15 protein-coding genes are annotated in these 15,657 nt (G+C 61.4%); 10 read left to right on the top strand and 5 right to left on the bottom strand.

The features are described 5' to 3' along the window. Window positions 1-54 precede the first annotated feature (54 nt). From ACTAQJ_RS20665 to ACTAQJ_RS20630, 8 genes are all read left to right on the top strand, one after another. Entirely contained in the window at window positions 55-1,449 is a 1,395-nt protein-coding gene (locus tag ACTAQJ_RS20665) for an MFS transporter (protein ID WP_498699006.1), read from the top strand. After that, complete coding sequence (locus tag ACTAQJ_RS20660) at window positions 1,446-1,949, top strand: GAF domain-containing protein (protein ID WP_498699002.1); 504 nt, start codon at window positions 1,446-1,448, stop codon at window positions 1,947-1,949. Before ACTAQJ_RS20665 ends, ACTAQJ_RS20660 begins: the two co-directional genes overlap by 4 nt. Further along, window positions 1,950-3,203 carry a metal-dependent hydrolase family protein gene (locus ACTAQJ_RS20655; RefSeq protein ID WP_498699001.1) on the top strand — a complete coding sequence of 418 codons (1,254 nt, stop codon included), beginning with the start codon at window positions 1,950-1,952 and terminating at the stop codon, window positions 3,201-3,203. A 96-nt stretch (window positions 3,204-3,299) separates the two neighbouring features. Then, complete coding sequence (locus ACTAQJ_RS20650) at window positions 3,300-4,034, top strand: SRPBCC family protein (RefSeq protein ID WP_498699000.1); 735 nt, start codon at window positions 3,300-3,302, stop codon at window positions 4,032-4,034. 91 nt (window positions 4,035-4,125) lie between these two features. Continuing rightward, window positions 4,126-4,956 carry an oxidoreductase gene (locus ACTAQJ_RS20645; RefSeq protein ID WP_498698999.1) on the top strand — a complete coding sequence of 277 codons (831 nt, stop codon included), beginning with the start codon at window positions 4,126-4,128 and terminating at the stop codon, window positions 4,954-4,956. Between the two features lie 179 nt (window positions 4,957-5,135). Next, on the top strand, window positions 5,136-5,306 hold the full coding sequence (locus tag ACTAQJ_RS20640) for a hypothetical protein (protein WP_216926503.1): 171 nt from the start codon (window positions 5,136-5,138) through the stop codon (window positions 5,304-5,306). 605 nt (window positions 5,307-5,911) lie between these two features. After that, window positions 5,912-7,066 (top strand): glycosyltransferase family 2 protein, encoded by a 1,155-nt coding sequence (locus ACTAQJ_RS20635; protein WP_498698997.1) that lies wholly within the window; start codon window positions 5,912-5,914, stop codon window positions 7,064-7,066. Between the two features lie 7 nt (window positions 7,067-7,073). Further along, entirely contained in the window at window positions 7,074-7,250 is a 177-nt protein-coding gene (locus ACTAQJ_RS20630) for a hypothetical protein (RefSeq protein WP_431116652.1), read from the top strand. A gap of 102 nt (window positions 7,251-7,352) precedes the next feature. Here the strand turns inward: ACTAQJ_RS20630 and ACTAQJ_RS20625 are convergent, their stop codons facing one another. Beyond that, window positions 7,353-8,597: a hypothetical protein gene (locus ACTAQJ_RS20625; protein ID WP_498698996.1), complete on the bottom strand. Its 1,245-nt coding sequence runs from the start codon at window positions 8,595-8,597 to the stop codon at window positions 7,353-7,355. A gap of 368 nt (window positions 8,598-8,965) precedes the next feature. On the opposite strand from ACTAQJ_RS20625, the gene ACTAQJ_RS20620 reads away from it, so the two are divergent. Beyond that, the gene (locus ACTAQJ_RS20620) at window positions 8,966-9,445 is read left to right on the top strand and encodes an NUDIX hydrolase (protein ID WP_498702233.1); all 480 of its coding nucleotides are present in this window, start codon (window positions 8,966-8,968) and stop codon (window positions 9,443-9,445) included. A gap of 16 nt (window positions 9,446-9,461) precedes the next feature. Here ACTAQJ_RS20620 and ACTAQJ_RS20615 read toward each other — a convergent pair whose 3' ends face one another. Then, window positions 9,462-10,241, bottom strand: a complete 780-nt coding sequence (locus ACTAQJ_RS20615) for an alpha/beta fold hydrolase (protein WP_498698994.1) — start codon at window positions 10,239-10,241, stop codon at window positions 9,462-9,464. Window positions 10,242-10,332: 91 nt separating this feature from the next. Here ACTAQJ_RS20615 and ACTAQJ_RS20610 point away from each other — a divergent pair, with 91 nt between their 5' ends. Further along, on the top strand, window positions 10,333-10,905 hold the full coding sequence (locus ACTAQJ_RS20610; protein WP_498698992.1) for an MOSC domain-containing protein: 573 nt from the start codon (window positions 10,333-10,335) through the stop codon (window positions 10,903-10,905). A gap of 27 nt (window positions 10,906-10,932) precedes the next feature. On the opposite strand, the gene ACTAQJ_RS20605 is transcribed toward ACTAQJ_RS20610, so the two are convergent. The 3 genes from ACTAQJ_RS20605 to ACTAQJ_RS20595 all read right to left on the bottom strand — a co-directional run bounded on the left by ACTAQJ_RS20605 (window position 10,933) and on the right by ACTAQJ_RS20595 (window position 15,611). After that, window positions 10,933-12,906 carry an ABC transporter ATP-binding protein gene (locus tag ACTAQJ_RS20605; protein WP_498698990.1) on the bottom strand — a complete coding sequence of 658 codons (1,974 nt, stop codon included), beginning with the start codon at window positions 12,904-12,906 and terminating at the stop codon, window positions 10,933-10,935. After that, entirely contained in the window at window positions 12,903-14,636 is a 1,734-nt protein-coding gene (locus ACTAQJ_RS20600) for an ABC transporter ATP-binding protein (protein ID WP_498698988.1), read from the bottom strand. Before ACTAQJ_RS20600 ends, ACTAQJ_RS20605 begins: the two co-directional genes overlap by 4 nt. A gap of 72 nt (window positions 14,637-14,708) precedes the next feature. Continuing rightward, window positions 14,709-15,611: a helix-turn-helix transcriptional regulator gene (locus tag ACTAQJ_RS20595; protein ID WP_498698986.1), complete on the bottom strand. Its 903-nt coding sequence runs from the start codon at window positions 15,609-15,611 to the stop codon at window positions 14,709-14,711. Window positions 15,612-15,657 lie beyond the last annotated feature (46 nt).

The following is a 15,657-nucleotide window of genomic DNA, read 5'->3' as shown; positions in this document are numbered from 1 at the left end:
ACTTGTGCATATTCCTAAAAATGTACAACTTGGCCCACTTTGGCAGGAATCACCATGTCTCTCACAGCACGCTTGGATCGTCTGGCTCTCAGTCGACCACACTACAAGCTTCTCCTCATCGGAGGCCTCGGCTACTCATTCGACGGCATGGACGGCGCCGTGGTCGCGTTCCTGCTCCCTCGAATCCAGGAATTGTGGGGCCTCAGCAATGCCAGCCTCGGCCTGGTAGGTTCGGCCGCCCCGTTGGGCTTCTTCTTCGGCGCGATCCTCTCCGGATGGATGGGCGATCGATTTGGCCGCAAGAAGGTCATGCTCTGGGCACTCGCCTTCTACTGCCTTATGTCAGTGGTTGCAGCCATGGCTCCCAGCTTCGAAGTCTTCCTGATTGCACGGATCTTTGCAGGATTGGGGGCAGGCGCAGAGAGCGTCATCATCGCTCCGTTCCTGTCAGAGTTCATTCCCCCGAAGCGTCGCGGTTGGTTCATTGGAACCCTTGCCGGCTTCTTCTCCTTCGGCTTCGTGGGCGCTGCGTTGATTGGCCGGTTCATCGTGCCAATGGGTGAGGACGGCTGGCGCTGGGCCCAGGTTGTCACGGCCATACCTATCCTTCTTCTGCTCTGGTGGCGCCGCAGCCTGCCTGAATCGCCGCGCTTCCTTATCAGCCGTGGCCGCGTAGCCGAAGCAACAGAGGTGGTGGAGCGCTTTGAACAGAGCGTCGTCAAGGCCACCGGCAAAGACCTCGCTTCCTTGCCTCCGGCCCAGGAGGAGATCGCCAAGCACGAGCAGAAGATCAGCATCTGGAACGCCCTGAAGTTCATGTGGTCAAAGGCCATGCGTCGGCGGACGGCCGTCATCTGGCTGATCTGGTTCGTGATCACCTTCTCCTATTACGGCTTCTTCTCGTGGATTCCCACGCTGCTGGTGGGCCGCGGCATCACTGTAACCAAGAGCTTTGAATACTCGATCATCATTTACCTGGCACAGATACCGGGCTACTTCTCGGCAGCATGGCTGTGCGACCGGATCGACCGCAAGAACACGATCGCCCTGTATTTGGCAGGATCAGCCCTCAGCGCGTTCTGGCTGAGCCAGTCCAATGATTCCGGCATGATCCTCGTGGCCGCCGCAACGTTGTCCTTCTTCCTGAACGGTACGTATGCCGGTGTCTACGCCTACACTCCGGAGCTCTTCCCCACCTGGATGCGTGCCACTGGTGTTGGCCTGGCCAGCGCCGTTGGTCGCATCGGCAGCATCCTCGCACCGTCCATCATCGGTATCTTCTCAGTGGCCCTCGGTTTCGGCGGGGTGTTCACCATGACCACGGTGGTGTTGACCATCGGAGTGCTGGGCGTGGTGATCTTTGGAGCCTCGACCGCGGGCAAGTCTTTGGAGGACATCAACGCGCGTGCTGAACATGATCCGGCTCCGGCAGGAAAGGGACAGCAATGAGTTTCCTGGCAACGGACGCAGTGTTTCGGCAAACATTCGACGCCATGCGCCAGGATCCGGGCGTCATTCTCTTCACCGCCCTCCAATGGGTCCCGCAGCGATCCGGCCTCCGGCGCCTTTTCACAAGCCATCCCGACGAGTATCCAGTGGGCGCCGAGAAAACTGTGGAGATCTCGCCAGGGTGGCTGGGAACGGTCATCGACGCCAAGAAGCCCTTCCTCGCCCCGGATCTTAAGGGCCTCCGAGAAGTTTTCACGGACTCCGGACTCATCCAACAACTCGGCTGTGGTGCGGTCATCAACGTTCCCGTCCTCGGCTCCGACGGCAACGTGGTGGGCGTCCTCGCCATGTTGGACGCAGAAGGCCGGTATACCCCGCAAAGTGTGGAAACCGCCGTCGAGGTCGTCAACCGTAAGCGTGCTGACCTCGTTGAGGCCTTTGCAGCCCACCCCACCGATGTCCCCGCAGCCACCGAAGTCCCCGGGAAGGACACCGTCTAAATGAGCACCACCCCAGAAACCGAAGCCACCGACCAGCAGGTGCCCGCCCTTGTCATTCGTAACGCAAGTGTCCTTGATGTCGAGGCAGGCACCTACTCAACAGCCGACGTCGTGAGTGTTGAGGGGAAGATCAGCAGCGTCGGCCCCGACGCCGAGACGCCCTCCGGAGCCCGCGTGATTGATGGAACTGGAAAGTTTGTCATCCCGGGGCTCATTGACGCGCACGTCCACGTGGTCGCGTCCAGCGCTGACTTCCGCTCACTGACCTGGACACCGGCATCGTATGTGTACGCACAGACGGCCCGGATCATGGGACAGATGCTGCGCCGCGGTTTCACCACCGTCCGAGACCTTTCCGGTGCCGATTTTGGCTTGGCGATGGCTCAGCAGGAAGGGCTGCTCGAGGGTCCGAAGATCCACTTCTGCGGCCACGCCCTGAGTCAGACCGGCGGACACGGCGACATGCGGCTTCCCGGTGAAGACCACGATCCCAATGGGCGCGGATGCTGCGGAATCGGTCGCGTAGCAGACGGCGTTGACGCAGTCCGGGCAGCCGCTCGCGACGAGATCCGCAAGGGCGCCCACCACATCAAGATCATGGCGTCCGGTGGAGTCTCCTCCCCCACGGACCGCATTGATTCCACCCAATACTCCATGGAAGAAATGCGTGCCGCGGTGGAAGAAGCCGTAGCGGCCAACCGCTACGTCGCCGCCCACGCCTACACGGCCCGCGCCATCAACCGCGCGCTCGAAGCCGGCGTCCGCTCGATCGAACACGGAAACCTCCTCGACGACGAGAGCCTCAAGCTCTTCATCGAGAAGGACGCCTTCCTGGTTCCCACGCTCGTCACCTACTGGGCGCTTAAGGAAGAGGGAAAGGAATTCGGGCTCACCGAGGAGATGTGGGCCAAGGTGGATTCAGTATTAACCAGCGGACTGGAAGCCATCTCCCGAGCACATGAAGCCGGCGTGAAAATGGCATTCGGCTCGGACCTCCTGGGCGGCATGCACCGCCATCAGAACGAGCAGTTCAGGTTGCTCGGCAAGGTCCAACCAGCCATCGATGCCATCCGCTCAGCAACCACGACGGCGGCCCTTCTGCTTAACCGCCAAGGTGAACTAGGCGTGATCGCGCCTGGCGCGGACGCGGACATGTTGGTGTTGGGCGCCGACCCCGTGGCGGACATCGCGGTACTGGCAGACATCTCGGAACATTTGGAGTTCCTGATCCAGAACGGTCGGGTGATCTCCTAGCACTCCGGCAGGTATCGGGAACCTCTGGTTACTACGCTTAAAGCTCGATATTGTAAGTATGCTGACAATATAGGTAGCGAGTCAGAGGAGGACATCGTGACCACGAAAGTCAACAAAACCATCATGGTCAACGTTCCGGTGAGTACGGCATACAGACAGTGGACGCAGTTCGAGGAATTCCCCCGCTTCATGGGCGGAGTGGAACGCGTGACGCGGCTGAGCGACGACCGCCTGGAATGGGTAGCCGAAATCGCTGGCGTCCATCGCCGCTGGGAAGCAAAGATCGTTCAGCAGGACGTGGACCGCGCTGTGGCATGGGCCGCCGTCGAAGGTGCCAAGAATGCCGGCTGGGTGGACTTCAAGGAAGCCGGACCGAGCCAAACATCCTTGCATCTCTCACTCGAATACGAGCCCCACGGCGTCCTTGAATTCCTCGGCGACAAACTGCATGTGGTTGAAAGGCAGGCGGAGTCGGACTTGAAAAAGTTCAAGGAGTACATCGAGAAGAAAGCACCCGAACGGGATGCTGATATGGGCACCACGGGGACTACGACGACAACGGGGGCCACAGGCACAGCGGCCAGCACCAGCGCGGCAACTGGGGCCGCAACAGGAACCGCAACCGGCGTCGGCACTGATACGCCCGGCGACGTCCCGATCGTAGATCCCATCACGCACGCCTTCGATCAGACCAATGGCCTGGCAGATCTGGACGGCGATTCCGACGAGACAGCGGACAGCGACACGCGCAGTGCCGAGGAACGGAAGGACGACAAAGGCTTCGGCCCGGGCTACATCCCTCCGATGGGCGGGCTGCCCGGTCAGCGTTAGCAGCCACCCGAAAGAAACAAACAACCAGTGCCGCCCGGATCACCACGATCCGGGCGGCACCCCTGAGTGGTCCACCCATGAAAGGAACATCATGACTACCTGGCTCATCACTGGCTGCTCCACCGGACTCGGTCGCGCGCTGGCCCAAGCCGTACTCGCACGGGGCGATAACGCCGTCGTCACCGCCCGCGACGTCTCCAAGCTGCAGGAGTTGACCGCTGAATTTCCGACGACGGCCCTGGCCGTAGCGCTCGATGTCACCGAGCAGTCGGAGGTGGAGGCCGCCGTGAAGCAGGCCGAACACCGCTTTGGCGCGGTAGACGTCCTGGTCAACAATGCAGGTTACGGTTACCGCGCAGCCATTGAAGAAGGCGACGACGGCGACGTCCGGGCGCTGTTCGACACCAACGTTTTTGGCCCGGTCGCCATGATCAAAGCTGTCCTGCCAGGCATGCGCTCCCGCCGATCGGGTGCGATCGTGAATATTTCCTCCATCGGCGCCCGGATCTGCCCGCCCGGTTCCGGCTACTACTCAGCGTCGAAGGCTGCACTGGAGGGCCTGTCCGGCTCGTTGCAGAAGGAACTGAAGCCTCTGGGGATCTCGGTGACAGTGGTGGAGCCCGGTGCGTTCCGGACCGACTTTGCGGGGCGTTCGCTCACCCAGTCGGCGCAGGCAATTGAGGACTACGCCGAGACAGCCGGTAAGCGTCGCAAGGAAAATGACACCATTCACGGCACCCAGCCCGGCGACCCGGACAAAGCAGCGGAGGTGATCATCGCCGCCGTCGAAGCAGCTGAGACGCCCGCCTTCCTGCTGCTGGGCGCCGATGCCGTTTACGCATACGGTGCGGTAGAGGAAGCCCAGCGCGCCGAGGTGGATCGTTGGCGCGAGCAGAGCATCAGCACGGGTTACACGGAGTAACGTCCAACGTGTAATCGGTCACACTTGGCCGGATCAGCTTGTCAATCGCGGTAGGCAGCATGAACCATGAATGAGGGAATTCGTTCCCATACAAGCTGAATCAGCAATCCTCACCGACGAGGATGCGGCCCCTGCGAAGAAGCTTGGGGCTGTTAACGGCCTGAGTGAAAGTACTGACAATGACGACACATACTGACTCCATCACGCTGAAAATCTGGGACAAGTCGGCAATCGACCACACCATCGACGCCGCCATCCGGGATCTTTCCCCCCGCGCCGCTGCAGAAAACTGCGGCATCGCAGTGACGCTCAGCGGACCGAAAACCTTCACCGTTAGCCTGAGCCGCTAAGCAGCTCAAACTCACCACAAGAGGACGACGCCGGGACCTCCCGGCGTCGTCCTCTTGCGTTTTCTGAACACCCTGCCCGGTGATCAAGCTCCAGTCTCCGGACGACGCCGGAAATGTCCGTCGACACGGCGACCAGCGGTAAGCCTCCGAAGGGAACCACGGAAATGGCAACTGCGGGATTCTGGTCCATGCCGGACTGGTGTGGCCCAGTTTCCGGCAGATGTAGGCCGTCGAACCGGCCAAGGCAGCAGTCCATTCCGCGCTCGATAAAGCTGGTTTTCGGTCCAGGAGCGGCCGGCCAACCACGAGCGACGCAGTGACGTACTCCGACAACTGTTTGAGCGAGAATTCGTAGTCCTCTTTTCGAAGCAGCTCCGCAAAACTGCCGGCATAGTCACGCGTTGAGGGGTTCAGGTTCTTGTCAGCCTGAACATGCAGGCACGACGGCTGTTCACTTGACTGGGCTACCACAACCCTCCCTTTGCTACTGCAGTAGTGCACGCTCGACGCCAGGGGTGACGCGCCATCACGAAACTCCTGATCAAACCTTGAGACTTCCTTGATGCTTTGCGGGCAGGTTTCTTGCGTTTGCGTTGGAACTCTAAGTGAAACACCACTTCAAGGTTCGAACGGAGGATCCCAGCATGCATCGGGGCGTCAATTCAGCGACAACTCCTGCACCGCGAGGATCCCACCGTGCCCCTGGTGGTGTGGTCACGGTCCTGGTCCCGGCACACAACGAATCCGCGGGGATTACCGAAACCCTTATCTCGCTGAACAACCAGACCCGCCGCCCTGATCGCGTGATCGTGGTGGCCGATAACTGCACTGACGATACTGAAGAACTCGCTTTGGCCCTAGGCGTCGAAGTCCTCCGCACTATTGGCAACATGGATAAGAAGGCCGGTGCATTGAACTTCGCCTTGGGGCAGTTTCTTCCCGGAGCCGACCCCGAAGACCTGGTTCTGGTGCAGGACGCCGATTCGCAGCTCGCCCCGGACTTCATCGAGAATGCCACCAACAACCTCCTCAAGGACGAACTGTTGGGCGCCGTGGGCGGAGTGTTCAGCGGTGGCCCCGGAGGCGGATTCGTAGGACACCTGCAGCGAAATGAATACGCCCGCTACGCCAGGGATGTAAAGCGCCTCCACGGCAGATGCCTTGTAGTCACCGGGACTGCGGCGCTATTCCGCATTAAGACCCTTGGGGACGTCGTCGCAGCACGGTTGAACGGTACGCTTCCTCCCGGAAACGGCGAGGGCGGCGTCTACGATACCTCGGTGCTGACCGAAGACAACGAACTGTCCTTCGCACTCCTCACCCTCGGATACCGCATAGCTTCACCATCAAACTGCACGCTGGTCACCGAAGTCATGCCGACGTGGCGGGAACTATGGTCGCAGCGGCTCCGCTGGAAGCGCGGAGCCGTGGAGAACTGCGTGCAGTACGGGTGGACCAAAGTGACCAGGGCCTACTGGGGACGGCAGTTCCTCTCCATGCTCGGCGTCCTGGTGACCCTGGCATATCTCGGATCCATCGTCTTTGCCCTGACCACTGGAATGGGACTGAATCTCCACCCATTCTGGCTCGCCGTCACCTGCATCTTCGTCCTGGAACGCATAATAACTCTGCGTTTCCGGGGCTGGAGGTACATGTTGCTTGCCGCAACCATGTACGAAACCGTCATCGACGTTTTCCTCCAGGCAGTCCATGCCAAGGCCTACCTGGACGCCGCACTCAACAGAAAGAAAGTTTGGTAAACGACTCATGTACAACAACCCAGCAGGATCCGCAGGCGCAGCAATTGCAGGAGGAGCCGGCTCCGGCACTCTTGCCATGACCGGCGCCGGGGACCTCTTCTGGTTCGCACTGGCCGCTTTCGCCATGCTGGCCCTTGGCCTGGCCATCAAGAGGATCGTCCCGGTCCGCGCGCAGAGAAACTAGCGCGTAAAGAGAAACCAGCAAGCCCAGCAAACCCGCAGTTGTGTCGGATCACGCCCCCAGCGCGACACAACCGCGGGTTTGTTGTTTAACCCCGGCCGTTCCTTAACTTACGAGTGCCGTGTTGGCGGAATACTTGGATACCGTGGTGTACCCGGCCTTCGTTCCTGTAACCCTCACTCGCATGGTGGCTCCTTGGTCGGCCCCCACAAGAACGTAGGTCTTGGCTGTTGCCCCTGTGATCGCCACACCGGAACGGTACCACTGGTACGTCAGTGTGGTTCCCGAGGTCCACGTTCCCGGGTTGGCCGTCAGCGTGGAGCCAACGGTGAGCGTCCCCGTGACCGTGGGAGTGGGTGCGAGCAGCGTACCGGCCACCACGGCAGCCGTGGGCGCCGATTCCTTGGTGGTAGTTGCGTAGCCCGCCTTCGTGCCTGTGACCCGGACGGTCAACGTGGCACCTTGATCCGCGGCTGCAAGGACACGGGTGGGCGCTGTTGCCCCAGCGATGGCCGTGCCGTTCTTGTACCACTGATAGGTCAACGCAGTTCCGGTGGTCCACGCGCCTGGATTGGCAGTCAGCGTTGACCCAACTGCCGCCGTTCCCGAGATAGTGGGTGTTGGGGCCGTCAACGGGATCCCTGGAACAAACGAGAAATCACGAATGGTCACGGATTCAGGCGCCACATGGGCAGCATCCCCGCCACCACCTCCGGTAACCCACAGGTTGAAGTGGATCTGTTCGTTGGCTGGAAGCGGAACGGTAGAGCCTTGCAGGACCGTTCGCTTCAGCAGCGTTCCCCCGTAGCCTTCGCCGGCAAACGTCTCAAAGGTGAGCTTGCCCGGTTCCCAGACCATCCTGTGGGTGAGGATCGGGGCATTGGTGACATCGAACGTGACTGTGTTGTTGCCCTGCCCAGGTGGCAGTGTGGCATCAAACCAATAGCCATGACCTTGGGTGACAGGCCAGTTCTGGCCATAGGCAGCTCCCCCTCCCCAAGCGGACGCCTCGCAGAGGTCGATCTCGGTGTAGCCAGGTTCGGCCGCGGGATCATAGGTGAAGAGGCAACCCCAGACCACCTCCTTCTGGAGCGCGCTCACGTCCTTTTCCACAGTGGTGCTATACGTTCCGTAGCCGAACCCCTCCCGTGTGGACTGGAACTCTGCACCCTTGGGAGCCGAGCCGGTTGGGTTGGTGATGGACAGTTTGACGTACCCGTTGGCGTCCGGGTTGCTCACGTTGTTGGCGTCCCAACTCGCGTTGTACATCGGGGCCCCACCCCAGAAACGCTTCTGCCAGTTCAAACCCTTCCAAGCGAAGCTGCCCACAGGGCCAGGATCCTCAGCCATGGGGGTTGTATCGGCCGCGTGTGATGGGCCTGTTCCAGCGAGCATTGATAAGCCCACCGCCAGCACGACGGCCAAACCTGCTGCTTTTATTCGCCCATGCGAAATGAGCCGTACTGACCATGCCATAGCCGTGTCCTCCATTGATGCGCCCAGACTCGTCGTCGGCAAAAACCGGCGACCGCAAAGACGTTCCACCCCCACGAGGAACGTGCAGTTCCTCGATTATCAAGTAGACGTGGGTCCTTAGGAAGGGAATTGAAGAACCAAAATGGGCGATATGCCATCAATTGGATAACGGCAGCGTGGCCGGGAGTAACCTTGGCTTTGTCCGTTCATTTCGTGTTCAAATCATGACGTCTGGAGGTCACATCACGATTCGCAGCGCTGGAATCCTGCTTTACCGGCAAGGTTCCTCTGGAGAGTTGGAACTTTGGATTGCCCACATGGGTGGACCTTTTTGGGCGCATAAGGACGAACACGCGTGGTCAATTCCCAAGGGTGAATTCCTTGAGGACGAAGATCCGCTGATTGCTGCCCGCCGCGAATTCACCGAGGAAATTGGGACTCCACCGCCACCAGGCGACTACGAGCCACTGGGGGTTTTCAAACAGCCCTCCGGCAAACTCATCACTGCCTTCGCAGCAGAAGCAGCCTCCTTCCAGCCCGATGAGATCGTCAGCAACACCTTTCCCATGGAATGGCCCAAGGGTTCCGGCTCCGTCAAGGAATTTCCGGAGATAGACGACGCCCGGTGGTTTGAACAAGCCACAGCCCGGAGCAAGCTCGTCAAAGGGCAACTGCCCATTGTGGACGCTTTGGTCCGGCACCTTGGCGGGAAAGCCCTTTAGAGCCAGCCAGCAGGAACTAGGCGCCCTTTTTGGTAACAAATTGCCGAATCCAGTCAATGGTCTCCGAGTGGTCCAGGTGCAGGCCATGTCCAGCGCCCGGAACCCTCACAAGCATGGAATGGCAGATGTGCTCGCGGAGGAGGACGGCGTTGGGTAATGGCGTAAGCGCATCCTCGGTGCCGTGAATTATCAGAGTCGGGGCCTTGATATCACCCAGCCGGCTCCATGCATGGTGCTCACGACTGGCCTTGAAATGACGTGCCTTGGCCCAGGCTGAAGCGTGGGAGGAGAAGAAGGTGTGAACGGCCTCCGGATTGTTGGACGCCCAGTCCTCATCAAAGAACAGCGGTACCAGGCGGTCCATATCCCCGCTGACCAGTGCCTGCATGGCAGCCTTGTCAGGGTCCATACCCTCGCCTGGCCACCTTCCTCCACTCGTGGCGGCCAAGACCAGCGTCCGGACTTTCTCCGGGTAGTCGATGGCCAACCACTGCGCTACCCGTCCGCCCATGGAGTGACCGTACACGTGTGCTAAATCAACGCCCGCAGCTTTGAGGACCTCGGCTGCATCTGCGGCCATCAGCCTCGTGGTGTAACGCCCGGCGTCACCCTTGCTGCTGCGGCCTATGCCCCGGTGATCGAAGCGGATGACGCGGTAAGAGCGGGACAGGAGCTCCGCCGTCGGGCCCCAACCGTCCATGGCGGTCGCTTGGCCGGCAATCAACAGCATTGGTTCGCCGTCGCCTTCGGACGTCCAGGCGAGCTCAGCGCCATCAGGGGCCACGGCAAAGTTCACCGTGCCACTGTATCTTCAGGGGCGGCTCTGGCGCTGTGGCGTACGGCATAGGGCGCTGCCGTTCCGAGCCTGCAGGCATTAGCGTTGAATGATGACCGCTGAATACAGGTACGACGTCGAGGTGCTGCATCTTTTGGTGTCGCCGGCGCACGCCTATTTTGGCCGCGCCCGCGAAGGCGCCGCGGATGTTCCGACGACGGACGCTGAGCAGGCCGAGCTTGTTGCCGGCAAGGGCATTGTTGGTGACAGGTTCTTCGGCAAAGCCGCGCACATGGATGCGGCGGTAACCTTGTTCGCGATGGAGGCGCTCGAGGCGATTGCCTCCGAACTGGACGCCGGGCCACTCGACCCATTGATGACCCGGCGAAACGTGGTGCTTCGCGGGGCCGAACTGGCTCCCTTGCTGGGGAATGAATTCACTCTGGAATCCGGCGGCGATTCCGTGCGGCTGAAGGCAGGGAGGCCAGCACACCCTTGCGCTTGGATGGACCAGATGCTGGCACCGGGGGCACACAAGGCGATGCGCGGCAGGGGTGGGGTTCGCTGCCAGGTGATCTCCGGAGGATTACTCCACAGAGGTCCGGCTGTCTTGGTGAGTCCTGTGCCGTTGGACCCTTCCCGGGCAGGAGAGGCAACGGTGCTCCGGCCCTCCCGGCTTCCCTAATTTCCACGGCTTCCCAAAACCGAAGACTCACACCTCTTCAGCCGCTGGCGCCGCAAACTGCGCCTCATAGAGCCGTGAGTACGCCCCGCCCGTAGCAAGCAACTCAGAATGGGTCCCCTGTTCCACGATCTGCCCGGATTCCATCACCAGGATGAGATCGGCGTCGCGGATGGTGGAGAGCCGGTGCGCGATGACAAAGCTGGTCCGGTCCGAGCGCAGCGCGTTCATGGCTTTCTGCACCAGAACCTCGGTACGGGTATCCACCGAGCTGGTGGCTTCATCGAGGATCAGGACCGATGGACGGGACAAGAAGGCGCGGGCGATCGTGAGGAGCTGCTTCTCGCCGGCGGAGACGTTGCCGCCTTCGTCGTCGAGCACTGTGTCGTAGCCCTCGGGAAGGGAACGGACGAACCGATCCACGTACGTGGCCTGGGCAGCTTCAAGGATCTCGGGTTCGGACGCTGTGGGCCGGCCATAGGCGATGTTGTCGCGGATAGTCCCGCCGAAGAGCCACGTATCCTGCAGGACCATGCCCATCCGGGAGCGCAGTTCCTGCCGGGACATGGAGGCGATGTCCACGCCGTCGAGGGTTATGCGCCCTGCGTCCAGTTCGTAGAAGCGCATCATGAGGTTCACCAGGGTGGTCTTGCCGGCACCGGTTGGTCCAACGATGGCAATGCTTTGGCCGGGCTCGGCCACGAGGCTGAGGTCCGTGATGAGTGGCTTGTCGGGCAGGTAGCGGAAGGACACATTCTCGAACACGAGCCGCCCACGCGACGGACCGGACTGCGGAATGGGAGCAGGTTCCGGGGATTCTTCTTCCTCGTCCAGCAGGTCGAACACCCGCTCGGCCGAGGCAACGCCGGACTGCAACATATTGGCCATGGATCCCAATTGCGCCAAGGGCATGGTGAACTGCCGCGAGTATTGGATGAAGGCCTGCACGTCACCCAACTGCATTGCGCCCGAGGCCACTTGCAGACCGCCCACCACGGCAATACCCACGTACACCAGGTTTCCGATGAACGTCATGGCCGGCATGATCAGGCCGCTCACGAATTGCGCCCCGAAGCTTGCCTGGTACACCTCGCCGTTCTTGGCCCGGAATTTCTCTTGGACTTCGTTTTGCCGGCCGAAGACCTTCACGAGTGCGTGACCGGTGTACGTTTCTTCAATCTGCCCGTTGAGCTCGCCGGTGTTTTTCCATTGTGCGACGAAGAGTTTCTGCGAGCGCTTGGCAATCACCACCGTGGTCCCCAAGGTGAGCGGGATGGTCACCAACGCGATGACGGCCAGCAGCGGCGAGAGCAGGAACATCATCACCAGCACGCCCAGCACGGTCAGCAGTGAGGACACCACCTGGCTGATGGATTGCTGCAGGCTTTGGGAGATATTGTCGACGTCGTTCGTCACCCGGCTGAGCAGCTCACCACGCTGGATGGAGTCGAAATACCGCAAGGGAAGCCGATGGATTTTCGCTTCGATCCGCTCGCGGAGCCGGTACACAGTCCGCTGGACGACGCCGTTGAGCACGTACGCCTGCATCCAACCGAACGCTGAGGCCAGGACATATAGCGCCAGCACCCAGAGCAGCACGGAGGACAGTGCACCGAAGTCGATTCCGACGCCGGGTGTCAGGTTCATGGCGCTCAGCATGTCGGCCTTGTTGTTCTCGCCGGAGGCGCGCAGGCCGGCGATGACTTGGGCTTTGGTAACCCCTGCGGGTAGCTGTTTGGACACGACGCCGGCAAAGATGAGGTTTGTTCCTTCGCCGAGCAGCCTGGGCCCAATCACGGACAAAGTAACGCTGACCACCGCGAAAACCAGGACAAGCGTCAGCCAGAACCGCTCAGGCCGCAAGGTGCCCAGTAGCCGCCGGGCCGAGGCACCAAAGTTGGAGGCTTTCTCCGCCGGAATGCTCATTCCAGCGAACGGACCGCCACGTCCGGGGCCCATGGGCGGCCGCTGTGGCCCGCGTTGACCAGCTGTTATGGCGCTCATGCCGCCTCCTCCGCCGCCAGCTGGGAGGACACGATTTCCCTGTACGTTTCGGAAATCTCCAACAGCTCATCATGCGTTCCCTGCCCAACGATCCTGCCGTCGTCGAGCACTAATATCTGGTCCGCGTCCGCGATGCTGGAGACGCGCTGGGCGATGATCACCAGCGTGGCGCCGTTGGTGTGGTGTTTAAGGGCCTGCCGCAGGCGGGCGTCGGTAGCGGTGTCCAGGGAGGAGAACGAATCGTCGAAAATGTACAGCTCCGGCTGTTTCACGAGTGCCCGCGCAATGGCCAGGCGTTGCCGTTGCCCGCCGGAAACGTTGGTGCCGCCCTGGGATATGGGTGCGTCCAGTCCCCCTTCCATCTCTTCGACAAAGTCGCGCGCCTGGGCCACTGAAAGGGCCTGCCACAGTTCGTCGTCGCTGGCATCGGGTTTCCCGTATTGAAGGTTGCTGCGGACGGTGCCTGAGAAGAGATACGGCCGTTGCGGCACCAGGCCGATGTGCCCCCACAACAGGTCCGGATGCAGATCACGGATGTCTACGCCGTCCATCCGGACCGCTCCAGCGGTGGCGTCAAACAGCCGCGGCATGAGGTTCACCAACGTGGTCTTTCCGGCGCCCGTGCTGCCGATGATTGCCGTGGTCTGGCCGGCCAGGGCGGTGAAGGTGACGCCGCTGAGCACGGGCTGCTCGGCACCCGGGTACGCGAAACCGACGTCGCGCATTTCCAGTTCGCCACGGCGGATGCCGCCGGTAACAGGATTCGACGGCGGCTGGACACTTGAGGCGGTCTCCAGCACCTCCCCGATCCTGTCGGCGGAAACGGAGGCGCGCGGGATCATCACGGCCATGAACGTGGCCATCATGACGGACATGAGGATCTGCATGAGGTAGCTGAGGAAAGCAATCAGCGTGCCCACCTGCATGGACCCGTCCTCGATCCGGAACGAGCCGAACCAGATGACCGCCACGCTGGAAATGTTCATCACCAACATGACCACAGGGAACATGAGGGCCATCAAACGGCCGGCCCGCAGCGCGACGTCCGTGACGTCGTCGTTCGCTTTGCCGAACCGGGAGCTCTCCATGTCTTCACGCACGAACGCGCGGACCACGCGGATGCCGGTGAGTTGCTCGCGCAGGACACGGTTGACGGCGTCGATCCGGACCTGCATTTTGCGGAACAGCGGCACCATCCGGATCACGATCAACCCGACGGCCACCAGCAATACCGGTACGCAGACCGCAATCAGCCAGGACAGTTGGGCGTCCTGCCGCACTGCCATGATTACGCCGCCGATGCTCAGCATGGGCGCCGCAACCATCAGCGTGCAGGACATGAGGACCAGTTGCTGCACCTGCTGGACATCGTTGGTGGACCGTGTAATCAAGGACGGCGCCCCGAACTTGGTGACTTCCTGCTCCGAGAACTCCCCCACCCTGGCAAAAATCGCGTCCCGTAGGTCACGCCCCATTCCCATGGCTGCCTTCGCGCCGAAGTACACCGCCACCACCGCACACGCAATCTGCAACAGCGTGATCAGCAGCATGAGGCCACCCATGCGCAGGATGTAATCGGTATCGCCGGTAGCAACGCCGTTATCGATGATGTCGGCGTTGAGTGTAGGCAGGTAAAGAGACGCGATGGACTGCGCCAATTGAAAAACGACGACGGCAATCAGCAACCGCTGGTGCGGCTTCAGGAACCGAACAAGAACCTTCCAAAGCATGGGGACTCCGAACCAACGTAGTGAACCGAAGGCCAGTTTACGTCTGGTTGCTGTGGGCAACTAGAGGGAATCTCAGCCCACTGCTTTCCTGTTCAAACCCTGCAGGGCAGCCTGCGTTCCGGTACCGCTTTTGGGGAGGTAAGTGAAAAGACGGAGGGCAGGAAACTGCGGGACACCCAGCACCATGGGAGCGAAGCTGAGGCGGCCCACCGCTGGGTGGTCGTACACAACATCCACGTGGTACGAATCGCCAACCACTTGCCGCTGCCATAATTCCCGGAAGGCTTCCGAGACCTGGCATAGGCCGCGTGCCATGGCATCGAAACGGTGATCGTCCGGGAAGTTGGCTGACTGCGCACGGAACTGCGCCACCATGGAGCGGGCCATCATCTCCTTGTGCACGTGGGGCCGGGCGAGCTCCGGATCCGTGAAAAAGCGTTGGAGGCAGCTTTCACCCACACGAGTATCGAAGGTTTCTGCAGCCGCGGAATTCATGGCCACGACGCTCCAAAAAGGGTCAGCGACGTAGCTGGGATTCGCCATGGCATCCACCAACTGCTGCAGCAGAGCGAGCTGGGCGTCGTCTACGTCGAAATTGTGACTGGCGGCCTGCCCCAAAGCCGGACCGCCGGCCGCGCTGTCCGTGTTTCCGGATAGTCGCGAACGACGCCCGGACGCAAGCCGCCGGACATAGGTTCGGTCCTCAGGGCTAAGCCGCAGTGCGTTCGAAATGGCATCGAGGATTTCCTCCGAGGCGCCAATGGCCCGCCCCTGCTCCAGCCACGTGTACCAGGAGACGCCAACATTGGCCAGGACGGCCACCTCTTCGCGCCTGAGTCCGGGAGTCCGGCGTCGTGGGCTTACTGGTAACCCGACATCCTCCGGACGGGTCTGCTCGCGGCGAGTGCGGAAGAACTCGCCAAGGCGGGCATGGTTGGAGCGGGCTTGATGGGCAAGGGGCTGGTCGGTAGGCAATGGGGTCTCCAGTAAAAAGACGAGCGTCCGGCCACCCGCTGGGCAG

This window comes from Arthrobacter sp. alpha11c, from assembly GCF_054149985.1.
Note: the sequence above shows the minus strand (reverse complement) of the source record. Positions and strands in the feature narration are given on the sequence as shown.

What these genes read in the sequence shown, in the direction of transcription:
- ACTAQJ_RS20625 (WP_498698996.1), bottom strand. Translation starts at nt 8,597, where the DNA reads ATGGCTGAGGATCCTGGCCCTGTGGGCAGCTTCGCTTGGAAGGGTTTG.
- ACTAQJ_RS20655 (WP_498699001.1), top strand. Translation starts at nt 1,950, where the DNA reads ATGAGCACCACCCCAGAAACCGAAGCCACCGACCAGCAGGTGCCCGCC.
- ACTAQJ_RS20600 (WP_498698988.1), bottom strand. Translation starts at nt 14,636, where the DNA reads ATGCTTTGGAAGGTTCTTGTTCGGTTCCTGAAGCCGCACCAGCGGTTG.
- ACTAQJ_RS20660 (WP_498699002.1), top strand. Translation starts at nt 1,446, where the DNA reads ATGAGTTTCCTGGCAACGGACGCAGTGTTTCGGCAAACATTCGACGCC.
- ACTAQJ_RS20640 (WP_216926503.1), top strand. Translation starts at nt 5,136, where the DNA reads ATGACGACACATACTGACTCCATCACGCTGAAAATCTGGGACAAGTCG.
- ACTAQJ_RS20610 (WP_498698992.1), top strand. Translation starts at nt 10,333, where the DNA reads ATGACCGCTGAATACAGGTACGACGTCGAGGTGCTGCATCTTTTGGTG.
- ACTAQJ_RS20630 (WP_431116652.1), top strand. Translation starts at nt 7,074, where the DNA reads ATGTACAACAACCCAGCAGGATCCGCAGGCGCAGCAATTGCAGGAGGA.
- ACTAQJ_RS20605 (WP_498698990.1), bottom strand. Translation starts at nt 12,906, where the DNA reads ATGAGCGCCATAACAGCTGGTCAACGCGGGCCACAGCGGCCGCCCATG.
- ACTAQJ_RS20665 (WP_498699006.1), top strand. Translation starts at nt 55, where the DNA reads ATGTCTCTCACAGCACGCTTGGATCGTCTGGCTCTCAGTCGACCACAC.
- ACTAQJ_RS20645 (WP_498698999.1), top strand. Translation starts at nt 4,126, where the DNA reads ATGACTACCTGGCTCATCACTGGCTGCTCCACCGGACTCGGTCGCGCG.